Source organism: Paeniglutamicibacter antarcticus (genome assembly GCF_039544305.1).
In the GTDB taxonomy this organism is placed as follows: domain Bacteria; phylum Actinomycetota; class Actinomycetes; order Actinomycetales; family Micrococcaceae; genus Paeniglutamicibacter; species Paeniglutamicibacter antarcticus_C.
In genome coordinates this window covers 30,637-52,934 of record NZ_BAABLK010000037.1, presented here as the reverse complement: position 1 = coordinate 52,934, position 22,298 = coordinate 30,637, and the positions used below count along the sequence as shown (strand labels likewise).

Here is a 22,298-nt window from a genome sequence, read left to right as displayed (position 1 = left end):
GTAGTCATGGTACATGTCATGGATGGCCACCCACGCTTCGGGTCGGCTCAGCGGCTCGCTGCCAGCGCCTCGCGCACCTGCTGCGCAGCCTTCCGCAATGCGGGCAGGACCGCCTCGGCTGCATCCTGCGCGCTGATCTGCGATTGCGGGCCAACGCTCATTGATACGTTCATGGCCGCTGCCACCGACCCGTCGGGGCGGAAGACCGGGACGGCTACCGAGCGCAACCCGATTTCCAGTTCCTGGTCAACGATCGAGTAGCCCCGTGCCCGCACGCGTTCAAGCTCCTGGCGCAGCTGAGCAACGGTAGCGATCCCTTCGCCGGTCGGTTCCGGGATGCCCCCGGCCAGCAGTGTATCGAGCACACCGGGTGCTTGGTAGGCCAATAGCACCCTGCCCATCGAGGTGTTGGTCGCGGGAAACCTGGTACCCACCGAAATCCCCACGCGCATGATCGAGCGGGTGTGCACCCGGGCAATGTAGAGGATCTCGCGGCCCTCAAGCACCGAGGCAGACGCCGATTCACGGACGGCCGAGGAAAGTTCCTCAAGGACCGGCTCCATGAGCTGGGGCAACGTGGCGCTGGAAAGGTAGGAATAGCCCAGCTGCAACACCTTGGAGGTTAGCTCGAAGAACTTGCCGTCTCCGCGCACGTATCCCAGCTCTTGCAAGGTCAGCAGGAAGCGCCGGGCCGTGGCCCGGGAGAGGTCCACCCGCTTGGCGACCTCGCTGAGCGTCATCGAGGGATGCTCGGCATCGAACGCGCAGATGACCTCCAGCCCGCGGGCCAACGACTTCACCGAGGTGGACCCGCCCGCGGACGGGGTGCCGGTTTCCTGGCTCATCGTGTTCTGGCTCCTGCTTCTTGGTGGTTGCCCCACACATGGCCGTGTGCGGGCCATCGAATGAGGTGGGGTGGCCCGGGGACCGGGACCGCACCCATAAATCTACGCCCTAGTGACCGCGCACCAAGTCAATGGGCAGGCGTTCGGCGAGCTCGTCAAAGGAGATGCCGTGGGTCGAGCGCACGGACACCGCACCCTTGGCGATATCGAAGATCGCCGACTCGGTGTAGATGCGCGAGACGCAGCCCAGCCCGGTGACCGGGTAGGTGAGGGCCTGCACAAGCTTTGACTCGCCGGTCTTGGTGAACAGTCCCATCATCACCCAGGTCGCCTTGGCACCGATGGCAAGGTCCATGGCCCCTCCGACTGCCGGGATCGCCCCCGGCGCACCGGTGTTCCAGTTGGCCAGGTCGCCGCCCGCAGAGACCTGGAAGGCGCCAAGCACGCAGACATCCAGGTGCCCGCCGCGCATCATCGCGAAGGAATCGGCGTGGTGGAAGTAGCTGGCGCCGGGCAGCTCGGTGACCGGGATCTTGCCAGCGTTGATCAGGTCCTCGTCGATGTCATCGCCGGTGGCGACCGGGCCCATGCCCAGCATGCCGTTCTCGGTGTGCAGGGTGACTCCCTGCTCACTGGTCAGGTAGTTCGATACATTCGTGGGCTGGCCGATGCCCAGGTTCACGAACGCGCCTTCGGGAATGTCCGCGGCCACCAGGGCGGCCATTTCGTCGCGGGTCAATGCGTTCTCTGTGTGAGTGTTGGTGCTCATGAGTTTTTTCCTCCCAGTGCCACAAGGGTGTTGACGTAGATTCCCGGGGTCACCACGACCTCCGGGTCGATGCTTCCGGCCTCGACGATCCCATCGACCTGGACGATCGCCGATTTCGCGGCAGCTGCCATGATGGGACCGAAGTTCCGGGCTGTCTTGCGGTAGACGAGGTTGCCACAGGTGTCTGCCTTCAACGCCTTGATGAGCGCGAAGTCGGCGGGGATGGGACTTTCAAGCACGTAGCCGCGTCCATCGATGATGCGGGTTTCCTTGCCTAGGGCCAGCTCGGTGCCGTAGCCGGTAGGTGTGAAGAACCCTCCGATGCCGGCACCGGCTGCCCGGATGCGCTCGGCGAGGTTGCCTTGGGGCACCAGCTCGAGTTCGATTTCCCCGGCGCGGTAGGCCGCATCGAAGTGCCAGGAGTCGGATTGGCGCGGGAAGGAGCAGATGATCTTGGCCACGCGGCGTTCCTTGATCAGCAGCGCCAGGCCTGCATTGGCCTGTCCGGCGTTGTTGTTGATCACCGTCAGGTCCTTCGCACCGCAGTCCATCAGTGCGTCGATCAGTTCCATGGGTTGGCCGGCGTTGCCGAAACCCCCGATCATGATCGTGGATGAGTCGTGGATCTTTGCCACTGCTTGGGCGGCGGTGCCGGCTATGCGGGGTGCCATCGGGATCAGTCTCCTCAATTGTCTTGGTCGCTACGAATTGCGGGGATATTGATACCCCACGGGTTTGTTTAGCTGTTCGCGTTCGGGTTCTCCAGCACCACGGCCAGGCCCTGGCCGACGCCGATGCAGATCGCGGCAACGCCCCAGCGTTGGTTGTTTTCCTGCAGGCGGCGGGCCAGGGTTCCCAGGATGCGCAGGCCGGAGGCTCCCAGCGGGTGGCCGATGGAAAGCGCCCCGCCCCAGGCATTGACGATTTTTTCGTCGATGTCCCAGGCGTGCACGCAGGCCAGGGATTGGGCGGCGAAGGCCTCGTTGAGTTCTACCACTTGAACATCCGACCAGCCAATGCCGGCCTTGGCCAGTGCCTGGTTGGCCGCGTGAACCGGGGCGAAGCCGAAGTCCTGCGGGTCCAGAGCTGCGGAGGCACGCGAGGCGATGCGGGCCAGCGGCGGTGTCCCAAGCAGTTCGCCGCCACGCTCGGAGCCAATGAACGCGGCCGAGGCGCCATCTGACATGGGCGAGGCATTTCCTGCGGTGACGGTTCCGGTGGCTCCGTCGCGGAACACGGTGCGCAGCCCGGCGAGGCTCTGCGCGGTGCAGTCCCCGCGCACCGTCTCGTCCATGGTGACCTCGATACCGCGCTTGTTCGCCGGTGGCACAGGCACCACGAGGTTCGCGTACTTGCCCTGCTCCCAGGCCGCTGCGGCACGTTGGTGCGAGAGCGCGGAGAATTCGTCCTGTTCTTCGCGGCTGATCCCGTGCTTCTCGCGCAGCTGCTCGGTGGCCTCGCCCAGGGATACCGTCCACGCATTGGGCATTGCCGGGTTGACCAGGCGCCAGCCCAGGGTCGAGTTGGCCAGCTCCAGGTTGGCCATGGGGAAGGCACGGTCGGTTTTGGGCAGTACCCAGGGCGCGCGGCTCATGGATTCGACGCCACCGACAAGGACCAATTCGGCGTCGGCCGTGTTGATCTGCCGGGACGCGGCAATGGCCGCATCCAGCGAGGAGCAGCACAAGCGGTTCATGGTGGTGCCTGGAAGCGAGGTGGGCAGGCCAGCAAGAAGGGTTGCCATGCGTGCCACGTTGCGGTTTTCCTCGCCGGCGCCGTTAGCGTTGCCGAAGATCGACTCGTCGATGGAGGCAGGATCCAGTTCCGGGGCCCTGGCAACAAGTTCGCGAACGACGTGCGCAGCTAGGTCGTCGGGTCGGTGTGCCGACAGGCTCCCGCCGATCTTGCCAAAGGGGGTGCGAATCGCGTCGTAAAGGTACGCCTGCTGCATGTCGTGGGGTCCCGGTTTCCTGTTATTAATGTTCGCACTGTGAACTTGTGTTCACAAAACGAACTTTACCAGTTGGACGAAAACCCATCAAGGGGCTCGGGACCGTCAAGGCGCATTCATCTGCTCTCGTCGCAGCCAAGACCCTCACTCGCATTCTCGGCTGCCGCCGCATGGTGGAAACGAGGAGGCGGTTTCCTTGCCCCACGAGAAATCATGCGCAGCGAGCAAACCGTGGTGTCGCGGGATATAAGGCAAACATTGATGGTGCGCCGCCGTGGTTTACTTCATGGCCGCACGCACGGCCAGCGTCAGCGCACAACATGGAGATAGCTGGCGAACATCCAACGAGACCGGCCCGCATCCGCCACATCAGGCCGAGGTGGCGCGATCCACCGATTCGGTCCGGGAGCAACGCTCCCCGAGACCCGGTAAAAGGGCCGCGACCAAACTCAACCAAGACCCCGTTACCCTCGTGGCCACCCGCGCTTGGAATACCATCAAACGTGCCAAGCCATAAAACCCGGGCCAGGAAGATACCGGCGCCCAGCGGCTGTTTGCGGATCGTTCAGTTTCACTTTGCATACCGCCCTTGCCGTCCGCCAAGACAATGGCCATGGATCTCGTCGATGAGTAAGTCAGGGACCCCTGGGTTTTCGGGGTCCCTGACTTTTCACCTAACGCAACCCCCATTCGATGCTCCGCGGTTCCCCCTGTTGGATATTCGTTGTCGCTATGAGCCGACGGCAAACAGAAAATTGCCTTAGGGCTCTTCCCTGATCAGTTCCGCGCAACGTTCGCCGATCATCATGGTGGTGATGTTCGGGTTTACCGTGACCAACGCCGGCATCACCGAGGCGTCTGCAACGCGAAGGCCGGATACCCCCTTGACCCGTAACTGCGGATCCAGCGGAGACATCAGGTCTTTCGGTGCCCCCATGCGCACCGAACCTGCCGGGTGGTAGACCGTGTTGTGGGTGCGGGTGATGTAGTCAGCGATCTGCTCATCGCTCTGCACATCGATCCCGGGGTAGAGCTCCACCCCTGCCCAATCGGCCATGGCAGGCTGCGAGACGATTTCCCGGGCCTTGCGGATTCCGGCGATCATCACTGCCATGTCATGGCCCTCTTCGTCGGTGAAATAGCGCGGATCCACCCGCGGCTTGTCACGGTAGTCGCGGCTGCGAAGCCGCACCGTGCCGCGGGACTTGGCCCGGGTGACATTCGGGGTCAAGCAGAAGCCGTTGTCCGTTGTCGGGTAGCCCTGGCGCAAGGTGTGCATGTCGAACGGGACCGAACCGTAGTGCATCATCAGATCCGGTCGGTCCAGGCCCTCGACGGTGTTCGCGAAAATTCCGATCTCCCACCACTGTGTGGACTCGGTGACCATCGGCTTCTTGGCTTCCCACTGGATGACGCCCTCGGGGTGGTCCTGCAGGTTCGATCCGACGCCGGGGGAATCGACGAGCACCTCGACCCCGTGTTCCTCCAGGTGCTCGGCGGGGCCGATCCCCGAGAGCATCAGCAACTTGGGCGAATCAATGGCCCCGGCGCTGAGAATGACCTCTCGGCGTGCGGTTAATTGGTGGGTGCGCCCAAAGGACGAGTCCACGACGTCCACCCCGGTGCAGACCTTGTCCCCGTCGAAGCGCACGCGACGGGCCCGCAGGTCGGTCAGTACGGTGAGGTTGGCCCGGTCCCGGATTGGGTGGATATAGGAGACCGAACTCGAGGCGCGGGTACCGTCATCCTGTCGGTTGATCTGGAAGAAGTTGGCACCGATGCGGACCGTGGTGCCGCTGTTGAACTGCGCCCGCGGGATGCCTGCCTGCGCGCAGGCATCGAGGATCGCAACACCACAGGGATCATTGGCAGGCACGTTCATCAGCTTCACCGGTCCCGAATCCCCGTGATGAGGGGCCTCGGGGCCGGCATCCTCATTGGTTTCAAGCTGCTTGTAAAGCCGGAAGCCGGTTTCGGCGTTCCACCCGTGGGCGCCATGTTCCTTTTCCCAGGCATCAAGGTCCTCGGCCGGGGCCCAAAACGCAATGCATGAGTTGTGGCTCGAGCATCCACCCATGACCTTGGCCCTGGAATGGCGCATGAACGAATTACCGTTTTTCTGCTCCTCGATCGGGTAGTCCCAGTCGTATCCTGATTCCAGCAGCTCCATCCACCGGTCCAATTCTAGGATTTCGGGAAGGTCACTGTCGTCCGGTCCGGCCTCGATGAGCGCCACTTCCAGTGCTGGATCCTCACTGAGTCGCGCCGCAACCGCGGCTCCTGCCGAACCACCTCCAACCACGATGTAGTCGAACTCGGAGACGGGTAATCCCTGTGATTGCTCAGTCATGTCATTTATCCTGTTCAGTTGCCGGCAAACCAGCCGGTGACCTGCGGGTCGAGGTTCTGGTAGATATGCTTTGCTTCCTGGTACTCCCCCAGCCCCGTCGGGCCCAGCTCGCGGCCCACTNTGATCCACACGGTCCCGTGGCGCAGCGCCCCGGCGACACGCTGGGCCTTGCCGGCATCCTGGGTCCAGACCGCTCCGGCCAGCCCGTAGTCGGTGTCGTTGCCGATGGCCACCGCCTGCGCTTCGGTGCTGAAGGTCTCCACGGTGATCGTCGGTCCGAAGGCCTCGTCCTGGGCCACGGACATCGAACCGGTGACCTTATCAAGCACGGTGGGCATGTAGTAGTGCCCGGCTTCCAGGTTCTCCCCGTCCGCGTTCGTGCCCGCACGTCCGCCGCAGCGCAGGCGTGCGCCCTCAGCAATCCCCTTTTGCACATAGGAATCGACCTTGGCCAAGTGGTCAGCCGAAATCAACGCGCCGGTCTCTGCTGCCTCGTCGAACGGACCACCAAGACGGATCATCTCGGCGCGACGCACCAATTCATCGACGAAGGTCTCTGCTATGGATTCCTCCACAATCAGCCGGGCACCGGCGGAGCAGACCTGGCCGGAGTGCACGAACGCGCCGTTCAGGGCGTTGTCCACCGCCGCGTCGAAGTCGGCGTCCGCGAATACGACGTTCGGGTTCTTTCCACCCAGTTCCAGTGCAACCTTCTTCACGGTTCCTGCCGCGGCCGCGGCAATGACCTTGCCGGTGGCCAACCCCCCGGTGAAGGAGACCATGTCCACGTCCCGGTGTTCCGAGAGCGCCGGGCCCACGACCGAGCCGGCACCGGTCACCAGGTTGGCGACCCCAGGAGGCAACCCGAGCTCGTGAAGCACCTCCATCATCAGGATTGCGGTGGAGGGGGTCAGCTCGGCAGGCTTAAGGATGAACGAGCACCCGGCGGCGAGTGCCGGGGCGATCTTCCACGCCGCCTGCAGCAGCGGATAGTTCCACGGGGTGATCAACGAGCACACACCGACCGGCTCGTAAACGACACGCGAAACCACAGAGTTGTCCCCCGCGTCCACGATGCGCCCGGCACCCTGCCCGGCAATCTTCCCGAAGTAGGTGAAGCAAGCGGCGATGTCCTCCATGTCCAGCCGCGCCTCGAGGATCCGCTTTCCGGTGTCCAACGCCTCGGCACGGGCAAACTCCTCCTTGCGTTCAAGCAACCTTGCGGCCACCTTCAGCAAGAAAGTCCCGCGCTCCGGGGCCGGCACCGCGGACCATGACCCAGCATCGAAGGAGGTGCGGGCCGCGGCGATGGCCCGCTCCGAATCGGCGGCTCCGCCCTCCGAAACGGTGGCCACGGTTTCTCCGGTGCCCGGGCAGATGATCTCCCGGACACTTCCGCCCGCTGCAGGACTCCAGGTGCCGTCGATGTAGATGCTCGAACCAGGGGCGGCCGCGCCGTTGCTGCTGTCTTTCATGCCTTCTCCTGTTCCATGGCGGGGTCCCCGTCACGGTCGGTCGGTTGGTTGAAGGGATTGATCGCGGAGATCATCCCCGTGTCGAAATCGGTGTCCCAGTTGCTTTTGTCTGGACTGGCATCAGAGACTTTGCTGGATCCTGCGGTCTCGGACTGCACGCGCAGGAACAGCATGTGTACCTCGTACTGGTCCAGGACGTCGGCGATGATCTGTTCGCGGGAGCGGCCCATGAGATCGTAGCCGTGGCTTCCCTCTTGGGAGAAGACTTCCATCCGGTAGTACGTCTCGCCGGGGGAAACGCCCCTGACATAGTGTGGAACGCTGAGTTGGACCGGGTACACCTGGTATTTGAAGGGGCGTTCAGCCCCGTGCCTGATGAGCAGATCCACTGAATCGATTCCCAACTGTCCCACTGGATCGATGGTGATCTCGCCACTGGCCCCGGCGGCGATGAATTCGGCTTTGACCTCCTCAAGCGCTGGCTCCACGACGTCTTTAACGAAGTGCTGGGCCTGTTTATCGCTCGGGTAGGACATCGCCCTTGCCAGTCGCTCATGCCAACTACGGTGATACTCCGAACCGTCTTGGCCGGTCCGCGAGGACAGGACTGTATGCAGCGTCTTCTTATAGCTGCCTGCCAGTGAGCGTTCAATCCGCAGCGCCCGGTAGAGGCCGAGCATGATGAACACGAGCACCACCGAGAACGGCAGGCCCATGATCACTGTTGCCTGTTGCAGCGTGGACACCCCGTCGATCAGCAGCATCGCCAGGGTCAGCAGACCCGTTGCGACGGCCCAGAAGACGCGTACCCACTTCGGCCCGTCAGATTCCGCGTCCTTCAGGTGTGAGGTGAAGTTGGCCATGACCAAGGCGCCTGAGTCGGCACTGGTGACGTAGAACAACAGACCCGTGAAGGTGGCTATGCCCGCGACCAGCGGCACGGCGGGATATTGCTCAAGCAGCGAATAGAATCCGCGCTCGGGGGTGTTCATCGCCACGTCCCCGAATTTGGTATTTCCGCCCATCACCAGGCTCAATGCACTGTTGCCGAAGATGGAGATCCACAGCAGGATGAAGGCGAAGGGCACCACCAACACACCGGTGACAAACTGCCTAATCGTCCGCCCGCGCGAAATACGGGCGAGGAAAAGGCCGACGAACGGCGCCCAAGCAATCCACCACGCCCAGAAGAACAAGGTCCACCCGTTGAGCCACTCATCGGGCCGGTCATAGGCAAACGTGTTCAAGGCCATGCCCGGGAACAGGGCGAGGGTGTCGCCGATGTTTTGCACGATCCCGTCAAGCAGGAACCGGGTCTTGCCGGCGAACAGGATGAAGAGCATCAATCCGATGCAGAGGATGATGTTCAGCTCCGAAAGCCGGCGGATGCCCTTCTCCACGCCGGTCAGCACGGAGATGGTCGCCATCACGACGGAAAGTGCGATCAGGGCGATCTGGATGCCCTTGGATTCCTCGACCCCGAACATAAAGGAAAGACCGAAGTTCAGCTGGGCAACACCGATGCCCAATGAGGTGGCGATGCCGAAGATGGCACCGAGCACGGCCGCGATGTCCACGCCGTGGCCCAGGGGCCCGTGGATGCGCTTACCCAAGATCGGGTAAAGCGCCGAGCGGATGGACAGAGGAAGGTTGTGCCGATAAGCGAAGTATGCCAGCGCCAACCCGATCAGTGCATACAACCCCCAGCCGAGCAGCCCGTAGTGGAAGAGCGTCCAGGTCACGGCCATGCGAGCCGCTTCGACGCTGCTTCCCTCACCGACAGGTGGGGAAAGGTACTGCGTCACCGGCTCGGCGACCGAGAAGAACATCAAGTCGATGCCGATCCCGGCAGCGAAAAGCATCGCTGCCCACGTGAATAGGTTGAAGCTTGGTCGCGAGTGGTCCGGACCCAGACGGGTCTTGCCGACCTTGGAGATGGCGACCGCAATAACGAAAAGCAGGACCACGACGACGATCAGCGAATACCACCAGCCAAAGGTGGCCCCGACCCATGCGACCGCAGTGCCAATCACTGCGGCGGCTCCCTGCTTATCGATCATGGCCCAAAGGATGATTGCCACGATTCCGGCCGCGGCGCCGAAGAAGACGACCTTGTTGATACGCGTGGGGCCCCGCTCCGGCGGGACTATGCCGTGTTGCTCTGGCGACGAGGAAGTGTCAGAAAACTTCGGGGGGTTAATCTGGCTCATGTCGGGAACGCTAACAGAGCAAACTCACAAAATGTGAGTTTTGTCATATATTTCTCATATTTCACACAGGTCAGACGTCGGTCTGGCGCTTCAACGCGTTCCCGTTCTACTGCCGGGCTCGCAGATTGATGTGTCCCGGGACTGGTTTCAGGGCTGGACAGAAGCACCCATCGCACGTGCTGGCCCGATCCAAGATCCGCCGTCAACATGCGTCTCCGGCTGACGCCAGGGCGCTGGAGTTCATGACAAGGAACCCGCCCCCTGCGGCCATCAAGCCTCCCAGCGCAGTTGGCCACAAAAACTTGGGGACTCCGAAGGTCGGTTCCCCGGGACCCTTTCTCGCGCAATGGAATCGAGTTTCTCACGAACACACTGCACCTCTCGGTTGTGCTTCCTGGAAATGTTGCGTTTCTGCACATCGGTAACAACTCCTTCTCCAACACATAGTTAAGAATTCGGTGGACACTGGTGTCCTTGCTGCGGACTAACACGGCCTCAGTCCTCGGGGCAGTGGGCCTCATTGATGGCTTCGGGAGAACGATCCAGCCACTGCATGCACCCCCGCGGGTTCGCAGCCGGCGTCGATAATGCACCGCGCGTCCCCATTCCAGGTTCTGCGCTGCCACTCACGAAGACCGAATACTTCTGGGTCTTGACGGGACACCCCTCAACTTTCCGCGATTCGCTGCGCAGGTAGCCTGCGCAGCGAATCGCGGGCCAATGCCTGATTCAGCCCCCGGTTTCCCGGGCTGGACAGCGGTCCTCGGCATTACAGGAGTCCGTGCAGTCATGCTTGGTCACTAATTTGAACGGCACCCCGTTGTGCTCATCCACGGCGGTGCGTATGGCCCGCTCCACCACCGAGTCCGCCAGCCTCTTGCGCAACGCCAACGGGTCTCGGCGAAGGTCCTTGACCAGTGCGATGGACAAGATGAACATGACAACCGCGAACGGAAGCGCCGAGACGATGGTGATGTTCTTCAGGCCCGTCAGGGCCTGCCCGGGATCATCTCCGCCGGCGAGCAACATGATCGCCGCCACCGCACCGGTGAGCACACCCCAAAACACGATCACACGCTTGGGCGGATGCATGGCTCCGTTCGTGCTCAGTGAGCCCATGACGATCGAGGCGGAATCAGCGCCAGTCACGAAGAAGATGCCCACCAGCACCATCGCCAGCACGGCGATGGCCAGGGCGATACCAGGGGATGCGCCCAAGTGCTGGATCAAGTCGAACATCGCGCCCTCGAAATTTACGGACGGTTCACCATCAATCATGTCCACCATGGAATCGGTGGCCCCGTTGGAGGCCTGGGCCTCGAGTTCCACCCCGAAGGCAGCTCCACCGAAGATCGCGAACCAGATAACGGAAACAACGCTGGGAACCAGAAGCACCCCGGTGACGAATTGGCGAATGGTTCGGCCGCGACTGATCCGGGCGATGAACATGCCTACGAACGGGGCCCAGGATACCCACCAGGCCCAGTAGAAAATAGTCCAGCCGGACATCCACTCCCGCACGGCTTCATCGCCGGCCGACTCGGTGCGCGAGGCCATGGACGGCAGGTCGCGGACGAATTCCCCAATGGCCGAGGGCACCAAGTTGAGGATCAGTAGCGTGGGTCCAAGGACGAATACCAGTACCGCCAGCAGTAGCGCCAGGACCATATTGATGTTGGAGAGCCATTGGATGCCACGAGAGATGCCCGAGACGGCGGAGAGCACGAAACAAAGGGTGAGTACGGCAATGACCACGACCAGTACCGGCGAAGCGACCGTGCCGACCCAGCCGTTGAATTCGATGCCGCTGGCGATCTGCATGGCCCCGAGTCCCAGCGAGGCGGCCGTGCCGAAGAGCGTGGCGAAGATGGCCAAGATGTTCACGATCTTGCCGATGGGCCCGTCAACACGCGGCCCGAACAAGGAAGTGAACGCAGAGGAAATCAGCTGGCGACGCCCCAGTCGGAAGGTTGAATAGGCCATTGCGATGCCAACCACCGCGAACATGGCCCAGGGGTGGATGCTCCAGTGGAAGATCGAGGTGGCCATGGCCACCTCGATCGCCTCCGGGGTCCTGCCATCCACGGTGCCCGGAGGCGGGGAAACATAGTGGAAGAGTGGTTCAGCCACTCCGTAGAAGACCAGCCCGATTCCCATTCCGGCGCTGAACATCATGGAGATCCACGAGACGGTTCGGAATTCCGGTTTCTCACCGTCACGGCCCAGCGGGATGTTCCCGAACCGGCCCAGTGCCAGCCAGAGCACAAAGATGACGAAGAATGATGCCAACGAGACGAAGAACCAACCCGTGTTTTCGGTGACCCACGACAACGCCGCGCTGGAGGCGGCCGACAACGACGCAGTGTTGGCCAGGCCCCAGACGACGAAGGCCAGGGCGAACGCGCCGGCTACACCGAAGGTGATCTTGTCGAGGCCCGCAGGAAGACTCGTCAAGGTACGGATCGCGTGGCGTTCGGTCTCACTGTCCTTCAGCTCTTGAAGGATCGCCGTATCGTTCGGTGGAGGTAACTCCACCGCCGGCTCGCCTTGCCGGCGGTCCGGTTCCTCGGTGGTTTCTTCATGGGTATTCAATGCCATGGGATATTCCTTTGCCTGGTGGTAGGCGCTACGCATCGTCGGAACCTGATGGTGCTGTGGCCCTGAGAGGTTTATGCCCACTGTCGATACTCGTCTTACGAGGGTGGACGGCGCTTATCGGGAGGTTTGCCGGCTTCGACTTTCGAAGCACATGTTCGAGGTGGCGACGAAGCAGGGGTTTGTGGATCACCGATCGCAGCGATCGGTCCAGATCCGTCGTGCGCAGGTTTAATCAGTGGTTCTTGCAGCCGGCATTCGACCCGGCTACATAAATCTCATGCATCTTGTTCTGAACAGACCCTGCGGCCCACTCTTCCAACCGTCACGTGATCTGTAGTTTTTGACGGAATGACAGGAAGGTGTTTCGCATGGGTCAACACAAAGCGTCTCGAGCAACAATGGTGGCGTACCTCACAGCCGAAAGTCAAGACCCGATTTACCTCGCCAGCACACCAGGACATCACCCAAGGGGCATCGCAAAAAGAATTCACGCAGGCCCGCTGCCCGGACACCTTCAGGTGCGCGGCCCGCGGGCAGGGCGCGCCCCACCGGCCCTCCCATGGCCCATGGCAACGAAGAGAACGTGGATGCGCCTAGTGGCTGGGACCGGTCTCCACGCCGTGCCTTTAAGTCCCCAGCAACGGCTCGAGGACTCGGTGCCCGACGCTTACGGAGTCACCAATCAAATCGCGCTGGCTGTCACGAGAACGGATTCGGCCGCACGGACTACAGGTCGTTTTGGAGCCGCTCGTTGAGGATTCGCTCTGCTTTGGTCTGCAGGATATCCAAGGAATCCTTGATCAACGGGGACTCCAGGCTGCCCTTGCGCACCACAGCGACAATTCTGCGCGTGGGCTTACCCCTGCCCGAGATCGGCAGACGAATCACGTTCTCCGCGTTTCGCAATGGCGCCAACCGAGGCAGAAACCCCACACCCATTCCCGCACCGACGAAAGCGATTTGGGTTTCCCACTCAACCGCCTCATGCGCAATCCTTGGGGTCACCCCCACGGCAGTGAACGCCGCCGCGAACAGGGAATGGTAGGCCGACCCCGGTGCCTCGGTGATCCAAGGCTCCGTCGCCAGCTCCTCAAGCGTGACCGTGGACCGTGAGGCGAGGGAATGGTCAGCCGGGAGAATCACATCGAGGGGATCGGTCAGCAGTGTAGTTTGCTCAAAGCGCTGGTCCTCATCGCGCTGGGCGTGGGATTGCATGGCCACGATGACAGCCAGGTCAATGCGCTCGGCGACCAGCAAGTCCAGGCAACGGGCAGGATTGGCCTCAAGCACCTGGACCTCCATGGACGGGTGCGCAGACCGAAGGGTGAATGCCAGCGGCGCGAGCAGTTGGGCCGCGGCACTGGAAAAACCACCGAGACCAAAACGGGACTGCGTTTGGCCGCCGGCTTCCAGCGCAGCCGCTCGCAGACGCTCCCATTCAGCAATCACGGCGTCAGATCCCGCCACGAGAAACCTGCCAGTGGCGGTCAACCTCACGCCTCGGCCATCCTTCGTGAGCAGCTGCATGCCCAACACACGCTGGAGCTCCCGCAACTGCGCCGAAACGGCTGACGGAGAGTATCCCGTGAGCTCCGCCGTAGCCCCGACGGTGCCGCACCGGGCCAATACCCTGAGCGTCTTGAGCCGTGGATCAATCATGCATCAATTATGCACTATTATCGGCAAAATCTTGCGTTTTTATTGCAGAAGGAAAGTGCCTATTCTCATGACTACAACGCTCTCACCACCATCGGCTGCATCGACCACGCCGTAGTCTCGCTTCCAGCATCCCTACCCAGTATTTCAAGGAGTGTCCCCCATGACTGCACCAGTGAACGTGCCGATCAGTTCCCGCGGCAAGCTCGCTACGTCATTGCCTGCTGAGCAACTGGCCGAAATCACCGAGCTTTTCGAGAATCGGCGAGAAGGCTTCTCCCTTGACGCCCCCTTTTACACCGATCCAAGTGTCTTCAAGATCGACATGGAAGCCATTTTTGGCAGGCATTGGATCTTTGCCGCAAGCGTGGCCGAGCTTCCGGAGCCCGGGGACTATGTCACCGTCGACTACGGCCCTTACTCTTTGATTGTCCTGCGAAACGACGATGGCGGAGTGAACGTCATGCACAACGTGTGCCGGCATCGCGGCGCACGGGTACTGCCCGAGTCCACCGGCACCACGGGCAACTTGGTGTGCGGCTACCACTCCTGGACCTACGCGCCCAACGGTGACCTCATCCATGCATCGGCGCCCGGGGAGACCAAGTTCGACAAGAGCTGCTTCGGACTCAAACGAGCCCACGGCCGCGAGTACGCCGGCCTGATTTTCGTCTGCATTGCAGCTGATGCACCAACTGATTTCGACGAAACCGCCAAGATCTTCGAGCCCTACCTTCTGCCCCATGATCTGCCCAAGACGAAGGTGGCGTACCAGCAGAACATCATTGAAGAGGGCAACTGGAAGCTTGTCATGGAGAACAACCGTGAATGCTACCACTGCGACGGACACCCGGAACTGGCTTGCTCGCTCTTCCCCACTTGGGGATTGACCGAAGGCTTCATCCCGCCACACCTCGAAGAAGTCTGGGATCGGAACACCGAAGCCCAAGCGTCGCTTGAAAAGCGCTGCGAACGCTACGGCATTCCCCACCAAGTGGTCGAAGAGCTCGATACCCGAGTCGCAGGAATCCGGATCTCCCGCGAGGCGCTGGACGGGGACGGGGAATCTTTCTCGCCCGATGGCCACCGCCTGTCCAAGAAGCTCCTCGGGGACCTGCGTGACTTCCGCCTGGGCCGGTGTTCGATGCACCTGCAACCCAACAGCTGGTTCCACTTCCTCGCCGACCACGTGGTCACCTTCGCGGTCTTCCCGGTCAGCGAGCACCAGACCCTGGTAAGGACCACTTGGTTGGTCGCCGATGATGCGGTCGAGGGCATTGACTACGATCTCGGCAAACTCACCCATACCTGGAAGCAAACGAACCTGCAGGACAAGGCATTTGTGGAACTGTGCCAGAAGGGCGCCAGCAGTCCGGTATACGAACCCGGCCCCTACATGAAGAGCGAATACCAGGTCGAGGCATTCATCAACTGGTACACCCAGCGCGTTTTGGAGCACCTGGCATGATTGAGAGCGGGACCATCGACACCAACCATGCGGAGCCGCAACGCATTAGCGGTCTGGAAATGCCGTGGAACAGGGTGCTGGGTAGCACCGATGGTCCTGCCGGAGCCGCTCGGGCGCTCGGTCCCTGGCATCCCCAGGAATTCCAGGCCGAATGCGTCGAGACGGTCCCTGAGGTCGGCGGCATGAAAACCTTCATCTTCCGCCGCCTCGACGGAGCGCCGTTGGCTTTCCGTCCCGGTCAGTACCTCAACATCGCGTTCCCGGTCAACGGCGAGGACCGGGATTCGCTGGATCGCAGCTACTCGTTGTCCAGCTCACCGACGGAACCATGGACCTTCAACATCACCGTCAAGCGCGATCCCCGGGGCCTGGTCTCGCCTTGGGTCCATGAGAATGTGGTGCCCGGCACCGTGTTGGACATGCTCGGACCGGTCGGGGCGTTCCACCTGCCCGACGCGGACCGGCGAGCCCGCTACCTACTGCTGGCCGCAGGTAGCGGGATCACCCCCATCATGTCGATGATCCGGACCATCCACTCACTTCCCGGGCAGGCGGACATCGTCGTGCTCTACCACGGTGCCGCGCCGGGGAACTTCGCCTTCCACCTGGAGTTGACGTACATCGCCTCGGTCGATTCCCGGCTCAAGGTCGTCTATTCCTTGGGTGACCGGGGCGTGCCCGAGGGGTGGGAAGGGCTCAGCGGACGCATGACCGCTTCCATGCTCGATGAGGTGGCTCCGGACGCCAACGGACGCATGGTCTTTGCGTGCGGTCCCGAGGCGTACCTGAATGCCGCGTCCGAGTTCTTGGAGGCGGTGGGCGTCGATGACACCTCGATCCACATGGAGTTCTTTTCCGGGGACCGCGAGACAAAAATGGAATACCGGACGGAAGTGGCACTTGCCGAGGAAATCGCGGAGGAGATCGCCGATTCGGCAGAGGAATACTACGATGGCCAGCCAGCGGCGTTGGGCATGTATGTGCCCGTCTACGACGAGGAAGGACCAGTCGAAGCCACGGGACTGCCGCTCGAGCCATCCGACCCCGATTTCGCCGAACCCGGCGCTGCCTTCGCCGACCTTGAAGAGGCACCGGCCGAGGGCGCCAGGGATGTGTCCTTGTTCAAGACCGTGGGTTCGGGCACCCTGACCATGTCCTTCATGCGCACCGGCCTCAATGTCCGCATCAACCCCGAAGACAAGATCCTCGGCATTGCCAAGCAAGCCGGCGTGAGGATCGGGGCGAACTGCCAAGAGGGGATGTGCGGCTCCTGCAAGGTGGTCAAGCTTGCCGGGGACGTTGACATGAACCACCAGGGAGGTATCCGTGCCCGGGAAATCGAGGCCGGCAAATTCCTGCCGTGCTGCTCGACGGCCCAGACCGACCTGGTGATCGACGCTTAGCCGCGTCCCACCCTGCATCGCACCCGTGGATCCACATCGGAGCCTTGGGAATGCCCGATAGACCAAAGGACGCCAGGTAGCTTGGTTTCAGGCTCCTGGCGTCCTTTGGACTGCGGCTCACTCTGGAACCCATCATTTTCATGCGTCGGCCTTCCACCCGATGCCTGGCTGCCCTCCCGCTGCCGAACCTAAGGATCGGACCTTGCCCACGGGCCATGATGCGGTTCCCGAGGCGCGGTAAACCCGGTCCACGAGATCGGTGCCCACCCAAGTCCCTTGGCGCCACCATCGCCGAGGGAAACGTACCTCATCTGCCGGTGCAGCCGTTCCGGCCACGCGGGATACTAGAGCGAGGGCGGGGCCAGCCGTCGCGATAACAAAGCAATACGCAAGAATGCCCGGCAGGAAAATACCGGCCCGGCATTCTTGCGCAAGGCCTCTTCGGCGGCCTGTCACGACCCCCGTGGTGCCTTTGGAACCCACCCAGAGGATCTCCGGGTCGCGACCCTCACTGCTATGGGCTAGTTATCGAGGTACCCGTTGGGGTTGAGCACGTATTTGGTGGCTGCGCCCGCATCGAATTCCGCGTATCCCCTGGGTGCATCCGCCAATGAGATGGCCTTGGCGTTGACCGCCTTGGCTATCGCGATCTTGTCGTGCAGGATGGCCATCATCAACTGGCGGTTGTACTTCATGACGGGGCACTGACCTGTCGTGAACGAGAGGGATTTCGCCCACCCGGTTCCCAGGCTCAGGGACAGGCTGCCCTTTTTGGCACCTTCGTCCACTGCGCCCGGGTCCCCCGTGACGTAAAGTCCCGGAATCCCCAGGGATCCTCCGGCCGCAGTGATATCCATCAATGAATTGAGTACCGTCGCCGGCGCTTCCTTGGCCGTGGCCCCGTCGCCATGGCCGCGGGCTTCGAAGCCCACGGCATCGATTGCGGCATCGACTTCCCGGACCCCTAGGATCTGTTCTATCTGGTCCGCCGGATCCCCGTTGGCGACATTGATTGTTTCGCACCCGAAGGAACGGGCCTGGGCCAAGCGTTCCTCGTTGAGGTCCCCCACGATCACCACGGCGGCGCCCAGCAGGAGGGCGCTGGCGGCGGCGGCGAGGCCAACCGGTCCGGCTCCGGCCACGTAGACCGTGGAACCAACCCCCACACCGGCAGTGACTGCCCCGTGGAAACCTGTGGGAAGGATGTCCGAGAGCATGGTTAGATCCATGATCTTCTCCAGCGCCTGGTCGCGGTCGGGGAACCTCAGAAGGTTCCAGTCCGCATAGGGAACCAGGACAAACTCGGCTTGCCCGCCGACCCAACCGCCCATGTCGACATACCCATAGGCGCTTCCGGGCCGATCCGGGTTCACATTCAGGCAGATCCCGGTCTTGCCTTCCTTGCAATTGCGGCATCTGCCGCAGGAGATGTTGAAGGGAACCGAGACGATGTCACCGACCTTGATGAATTCCACGTCCCGGCCGGTTTCAATGACTTCGCCGGTGATTTCGTGGCCAAGGACCAGTCCGGTGGGAGCCGTTGTCCTGCCCCGGACCATGTGCTGGTCCGAGCCGCAAATGTTCGTGGCAACGGTGCGCAGGATGACGCCGTGCGGGACCTTGCGACCAACGTTTTCGGGATTGACCCCTGGCCCGTCCTGCAGTTCAAAGGTGGGGAACGGGGTGTCGATGATTTCAACCACGCCCGCACCCTTGTAAGCGACTGCTTTGTTACTTGCCATTGATTTGCTCCCGGTAGCTGATTGCCGATGGTCACCAGCCCATCGTGACGCTGGTCACGTAAGACTATCGGTCGCGATTGCCCTTGTCAGCAATTGTTGGCAACGTTACGCAGTATGCAACTGTTCGCGCATTACGCAACAAGATGAGGCGAGTTTCTGTACGCACGATGCTGATGGGCCGCGTCGGATCGACGGCACCCTTCCGCCCGGTTCAGGGGAATCAGGGCGCACCCAGAGTGAAATCAACTCTGCCCGCCCCAGCGAGTGGCAGACGTTCCGGAATTCTTGCCTGGCCCTCATTCCTCAGCCCCATACTCCATGGGCCCATGGACATGTGTTCGGAGTGCTCGATGGCGGTGGTTCGGGCCCCCTTGCCGCGGATTGGCACCGCCCATTCCCGAGCTGGGCGTTGAACGCGGACGGGGCGATGCACGGGCCCGTCCTGGTCCAATGATCCACATGTTGGTCGGCGCACCCGCGGACCTGCCTTCTCTGATATACCTAGGAACGGATGAAAATCCGGATCGCATACTCGGCGAAAGGGCCAGGAATCGTGGCAAGCACCGTCTCACCGGGCACAACCCAGGCAGAACGCGCCTATCTGGAGTTGCGCGAGCGCATCATCGACATGCGCCTGCCTCCGGGAACCGCCCTGGATGAGGAAGCGCTGATGCGCGAACTTGCCGTGGGCCGGACCCCGATGCGTGAAGCGGTCAAACGCCTGGAATCGGACCGGATGCTCAAGGTCTTTCCGCGCCGTGGGACCATTATTGCCGACGTCAATATCCGCGACCTCAAGAACATCTCCGATGCGCGCCGCCTACTTGAGGCCTTTGCCGCCCGACGCGCCGCGGAGCAGGCCACGGATGAGGACCGCGAACTCCTGAGGACCTGCCTGGATGACATAGAGGACCAGGATTTCGCCTCGAACCGTCTCTCCGTGGACCTGGACGGACGCATCCACCGCGTGGTCTACACGCTCATGCGCAACAGCTACGTGGAAGCCACGCTGATCCAGTACTTCTATCTCTCCCAGCGCATGTGGAACTTTGTCCTCAGCGGGCTAGATCCCATCCAGGGCCACGTCAATGAGCACGCCGAGCTGTTGCGGGCCATCATCAACGGGGAACCGGAACTGGCGGCACGGCTGGCCGAGGACCACGTGACCCATTTTGAGGACCGCGTCCGCGCGGCCTTGTAGCGGTCATGGGGGAAGACCGCCGGGGAACCACCCGGCGGTCTTCTCGGTTTTTAAGGCGCGGAATCAGGCCCGGATCTTGACCATCTCCGGATCGACCAGCGGTTCCGAGACGATGCTCGCCTCGATCATTTTCCCGAAGTAACTGATTTCCACTTTGTCCCCTTCCTGCATTTCGACCGGGAGCCAGGCGTAGGCCACAGGCTTGTGCACGGTGTGCCCGAAGGCCGCACTGGTGACGTAACCGACGTTGCTGCCATTGTGGAACACCGGTTCCTTGCCCAGCACCATCGACGTACCGTCATCGACCGTCAGGCAGCGCAGGCGCCTGGCGGCTGGCTCGTTGCGGCGCTTCTCGGCGGCTTCCTTGCCAACGTAGCCCTCCTTGGCCGCCCGCACCGCGAATCCCAGTCCGGCAGCGAACGGATCATGGCTGGTGTCCATGTCACTGCCCCAGGAACGGTAACCCTTCTCCAACCTCAGGCTGTTGAAGGCGCCGCGGCCTGCGGCTATCACGCCAAGATCTTCACCCGCTTCCCACAAGATATCCCACAGACGCAGCCCGAAGTCCGCCGTCGCGTAGATCTCCCAGCCCAGCTCCCCGACATAGGACAGGCGCATCATGCGCACCGGGATCCCCGAGATGCTGGTGCTTGCCGCACGGAAGTACTTCAATCCGTCGTTGGTCAGGTCCTGGGCCGTCAGCTTCTGGACCAGGTCACGGGCCCGGGGGCCCCAGACACCGATGCAGCAGGTTTCCCCGGTGGTGTCGCGCACCTGGCTCCAGAGTTCCGGGGTGGCCGCGGTTTGGTCGGCCGCATGCTTGGAGATGTAGTCAAGGTCCAGGCCGCCGTTGGCCCCCACCTGGAAGAGGTTATCCTCGATGCGGGCCACCGTCAGGTCGCTCTTCACACCCGCTTCCTCGTCGAGCATCAAGGTGTAGGTCACCGAACCAAGGGACTTGTCCAGCCCACTGGTGGTCAGTTTCTGCAACAGGGCCAGCGCACCGGGGCCCGAGACCTCGAGTCGCTTCAGCGCGGTCATGTCGTACATCGCAACGTTGGTGCGGGTGGCATGGGCTTCGACCGCTGCGATCGGCGATTCGAACTTCGCGCTCCATTCATCGCGTGCCGGCGGCTGCCAGTCCTCGGGCAATCCGGCCAGAAGGTGCGCGTTGGCTTCGTACCACTGCGGGCGCTCCCAACCGGCCGTTTCCAGGAAGAAGGCACCGAGCTCGACCTGGCGCTGGTGGAAGGGCGAGACCCGAAGCTCCCGCGGGGAGGTGCGCGGTTCCAGGGGGTGGCGGATGTCGTAGATCTCGTCGAAGTTCTGCTGCGAGGTCTCCAGGACGTAGTCGGACTGCAGCTGCAGCTCCTCGAACCGGGCGACATCCAGTTCCCGCAGATCCGTTTCCGAGCGGCCGTTGACCAATAGTTCGGCCACGGCCTTGGCGACGCCGGCGGAGTGCGTGACCCAGACGGCCTCTGCGATGAAGAAGCCACGCAGATCGCGGGATTCGCCGACCAGCGATCCCCCGTCGGGGGTGAAGGAGAATATCCCGTTGAAGGCATCTTCGAAGGTGGCGTTGTGCAGGGACGGCAGCAGCAGTTGGCAGTTCTTCCACGGCCCCTCGAAGTCCTCGGAGGTAAAGGGCATGCGCGAGGGCATGTTGTGCTCGGTGATCTCCCCGGTGTTGGGCATCTCGTCGTAGCCCACGGGGATGGCACGGTGGGCGTAGGAGCCAATGCCGAGCCGATCTCCGTGCTCCCTGAAGTACAGGTCCTCATCCTGGTGGCGCAAGATCGGCAGGCCGGCATTGTTCCCGGTCCCGCTGGTGGTGCGCGATGCCGCGGCCGACCCGTTCAGCGGCGCCAGCGGCGAGGTGGTGATGTATTGGTGTGCCAGCGGCACCAGCGGGACCTTCATCCCGATCAGGTCCCCCACCGCCGGTCCCCAGAACCCCGCCGCCGAGACCACGATATCCGCGGGGAAGACCGTGTCGCCGCTGCGCACCCCGGTGACCCGTCCGTCCTTGCGGTCAACTCCGGTCACCGGCGCCGAACCAATGAACACCGCGCCGCGGGCCTCGGCGCGCTCGCGCAGCAGCTCAACGGCGAGCACCGAGGAAGCCAGTCCGTCGCTGGGGATGTGCAGTGCGCCGAGGACCTGGTCTTCGTCGATCAGCGGGTGCAACGCCTTGGCCTCGGCTGAGTCCACCAATCGTGCCTCCAGCCCCCATGAAGTGGCCCACCCCTGGCGGCGCTTCAGCTCCTGCATCCGGGCTTCGGTGGTGGCCACCTCCAGCCCGCCCACCTGGTTGAACGCGCTCTCGCCCCCGCGCATCAGGGAAGCGAGCTTTTGCCCCGTGTAGGCAGCGAATTCGGTCATGGTCTTGGAGGCGTTGGTCTGGAAAACCAACCCCGGGGCGTGTGAGGTGGAGCCGCCCGTCAACGGAATCGGGCCCTTGTCCAGGACCGTGATGTTGTTCCAGCCGCGCTGGGTGAGTTCGTCGGCCAGGTTGGCCCCGACGATTCCGGCTCCGATGATGACGACGCGTGGTGATTTCATGGTGGTTCTTCCTTAGGCGTTGGATGCGGGTGCCATGGGGTGGCTCCGCAAGTCGTTGAAGTGAT

The 22,298-nt window shown here is 62.6% G+C and carries 14 protein-coding genes; 3 read left to right on the top strand and 11 right to left on the bottom strand.

Annotation, left to right across the window (positions count from 1 at the left end; translation table 11 throughout):
- Positions 1 to 47 precede the first annotated feature (47 nt).
- The 9 genes from ABEA12_RS14390 to ABEA12_RS14350 all read right to left on the bottom strand — a co-directional run bounded on the left by ABEA12_RS14390 (position 48) and on the right by ABEA12_RS14350 (position 13,857).
- Positions 48 to 845, bottom strand: coding sequence for an IclR family transcriptional regulator domain-containing protein (locus ABEA12_RS14390; protein ID WP_210099422.1), 798 nt, complete (start codon positions 843 to 845; stop codon positions 48 to 50).
- Positions 846 to 954: 109 nt separating this feature from the next.
- Entirely contained in the window at positions 955 to 1,614 is a 660-nt protein-coding gene (locus ABEA12_RS14385) for a 3-oxoacid CoA-transferase subunit B (RefSeq protein ID WP_210099421.1), read from the bottom strand.
- Positions 1,611 to 2,285, bottom strand: coding sequence for a 3-oxoacid CoA-transferase subunit A (locus ABEA12_RS14380; RefSeq protein WP_210099420.1), 675 nt, complete (start codon positions 2,283 to 2,285; stop codon positions 1,611 to 1,613). The genes ABEA12_RS14385 and ABEA12_RS14380 overlap by 4 nt, the downstream gene beginning before the upstream one ends.
- 68 nt (positions 2,286 to 2,353) lie before the next feature.
- Positions 2,354 to 3,565: a thiolase family protein gene (locus ABEA12_RS14375; protein ID WP_210099419.1), complete on the bottom strand. Its 1,212-nt coding sequence runs from the start codon at positions 3,563 to 3,565 to the stop codon at positions 2,354 to 2,356.
- 760 nt (positions 3,566 to 4,325) lie between these two features.
- Positions 4,326 to 5,915 carry a GMC family oxidoreductase gene (locus ABEA12_RS14370; protein WP_210099418.1) on the bottom strand — a complete coding sequence of 530 codons (1,590 nt, stop codon included), beginning with the start codon at positions 5,913 to 5,915 and terminating at the stop codon, positions 4,326 to 4,328.
- Between the two features lie 14 nt (positions 5,916 to 5,929).
- A complete protein-coding gene (locus ABEA12_RS14365; RefSeq protein WP_345468721.1) occupies positions 5,930 to 7,390 on the bottom strand; it encodes an aldehyde dehydrogenase family protein in 1,461 nt (486 codons plus the stop codon).
- Positions 7,387 to 9,600 carry a choline BCCT transporter BetT gene (gene betT / locus ABEA12_RS14360; RefSeq protein WP_210099416.1) on the bottom strand — a complete coding sequence of 738 codons (2,214 nt, stop codon included), beginning with the start codon at positions 9,598 to 9,600 and terminating at the stop codon, positions 7,387 to 7,389. Before betT ends, ABEA12_RS14365 begins: the two co-directional genes overlap by 4 nt.
- 729 nt (positions 9,601 to 10,329) lie before the next feature.
- Positions 10,330 to 12,198, bottom strand: coding sequence for a BCCT family transporter (locus ABEA12_RS14355; protein ID WP_210099415.1), 1,869 nt, complete (start codon positions 12,196 to 12,198; stop codon positions 10,330 to 10,332).
- Positions 12,199 to 12,924: 726 nt separating this feature from the next.
- Positions 12,925 to 13,857 (bottom strand): LysR family transcriptional regulator, encoded by a 933-nt coding sequence (locus ABEA12_RS14350; protein ID WP_210099414.1) that lies wholly within the window; start codon positions 13,855 to 13,857, stop codon positions 12,925 to 12,927.
- Positions 13,858 to 14,017: 160 nt separating this feature from the next.
- Here ABEA12_RS14350 and ABEA12_RS14345 point away from each other — a divergent pair, with 160 nt between their 5' ends.
- Positions 14,018 to 15,322 carry an aromatic ring-hydroxylating oxygenase subunit alpha gene (locus ABEA12_RS14345; RefSeq protein WP_210099413.1) on the top strand — a complete coding sequence of 435 codons (1,305 nt, stop codon included), beginning with the start codon at positions 14,018 to 14,020 and terminating at the stop codon, positions 15,320 to 15,322.
- Positions 15,319 to 16,725 (top strand): ferredoxin reductase, encoded by a 1,407-nt coding sequence (locus ABEA12_RS14340; protein ID WP_210099412.1) that lies wholly within the window; start codon positions 15,319 to 15,321, stop codon positions 16,723 to 16,725. The genes ABEA12_RS14345 and ABEA12_RS14340 overlap by 4 nt, the downstream gene beginning before the upstream one ends.
- A gap of 521 nt (positions 16,726 to 17,246) precedes the next feature.
- Here the strand turns inward: ABEA12_RS14340 and fdhA are convergent.
- Positions 17,247 to 18,467, bottom strand: a complete 1,221-nt coding sequence (gene fdhA, locus ABEA12_RS14335) for a formaldehyde dehydrogenase, glutathione-independent (RefSeq protein ID WP_210099411.1) — start codon at positions 18,465 to 18,467, stop codon at positions 17,247 to 17,249.
- A 553-nt stretch (positions 18,468 to 19,020) separates the two neighbouring features.
- On the opposite strand from fdhA, the gene ABEA12_RS14330 reads away from it, so the two are divergent.
- The gene (locus ABEA12_RS14330; protein ID WP_210099410.1) at positions 19,021 to 19,668 is read left to right on the top strand and encodes a GntR family transcriptional regulator; all 648 of its coding nucleotides are present in this window, start codon (positions 19,021 to 19,023) and stop codon (positions 19,666 to 19,668) included.
- A gap of 63 nt (positions 19,669 to 19,731) precedes the next feature.
- Here the strand turns inward: ABEA12_RS14330 and ABEA12_RS14325 are convergent, their stop codons facing one another.
- Positions 19,732 to 22,233 (bottom strand): GcvT family protein, encoded by a 2,502-nt coding sequence (locus tag ABEA12_RS14325; RefSeq protein ID WP_210099409.1) that lies wholly within the window; start codon positions 22,231 to 22,233, stop codon positions 19,732 to 19,734.
- Positions 22,234 to 22,298: the final 65 nt, after the last annotated feature.

Bases quoted from the DNA above. Each gene is read 5' to 3' on its own strand.
- ABEA12_RS14340 (WP_210099412.1), top strand. From the start codon at position 15,319: ATGATTGAGAGCGGGACCATCGACACCAACCATGCGGAGCCGCAACGC.
- ABEA12_RS14350 (WP_210099414.1), bottom strand. From the start codon at position 13,857: ATGATTGATCCACGGCTCAAGACGCTCAGGGTATTGGCCCGGTGCGGC.
- ABEA12_RS14385 (WP_210099421.1), bottom strand. From the start codon at position 1,614: ATGAGCACCAACACTCACACAGAGAACGCATTGACCCGCGACGAAATG.
- ABEA12_RS14375 (WP_210099419.1), bottom strand. From the start codon at position 3,565: ATGCAGCAGGCGTACCTTTACGACGCGATTCGCACCCCCTTTGGCAAG.
- ABEA12_RS14345 (WP_210099413.1), top strand. From the start codon at position 14,018: ATGACTGCACCAGTGAACGTGCCGATCAGTTCCCGCGGCAAGCTCGCT.
- ABEA12_RS14355 (WP_210099415.1), bottom strand. From the start codon at position 12,198: ATGGCATTGAATACCCATGAAGAAACCACCGAGGAACCGGACCGCCGG.
- ABEA12_RS14325 (WP_210099409.1), bottom strand. From the start codon at position 22,233: ATGAAATCACCACGCGTCGTCATCATCGGAGCCGGAATCGTCGGGGCC.
- betT (WP_210099416.1), bottom strand. From the start codon at position 9,600: ATGAGCCAGATTAACCCCCCGAAGTTTTCTGACACTTCCTCGTCGCCA.
- ABEA12_RS14380 (WP_210099420.1), bottom strand. From the start codon at position 2,285: ATGGCACCCCGCATAGCCGGCACCGCCGCCCAAGCAGTGGCAAAGATC.
- ABEA12_RS14370 (WP_210099418.1), bottom strand. From the start codon at position 5,915: ATGACTGAGCAATCACAGGGATTACCCGTCTCCGAGTTCGACTACATC.
- fdhA (WP_210099411.1), bottom strand. From the start codon at position 18,467: ATGGCAAGTAACAAAGCAGTCGCTTACAAGGGTGCGGGCGTGGTTGAA.
- ABEA12_RS14390 (WP_210099422.1), bottom strand. From the start codon at position 845: ATGAGCCAGGAAACCGGCACCCCGTCCGCGGGCGGGTCCACCTCGGTG.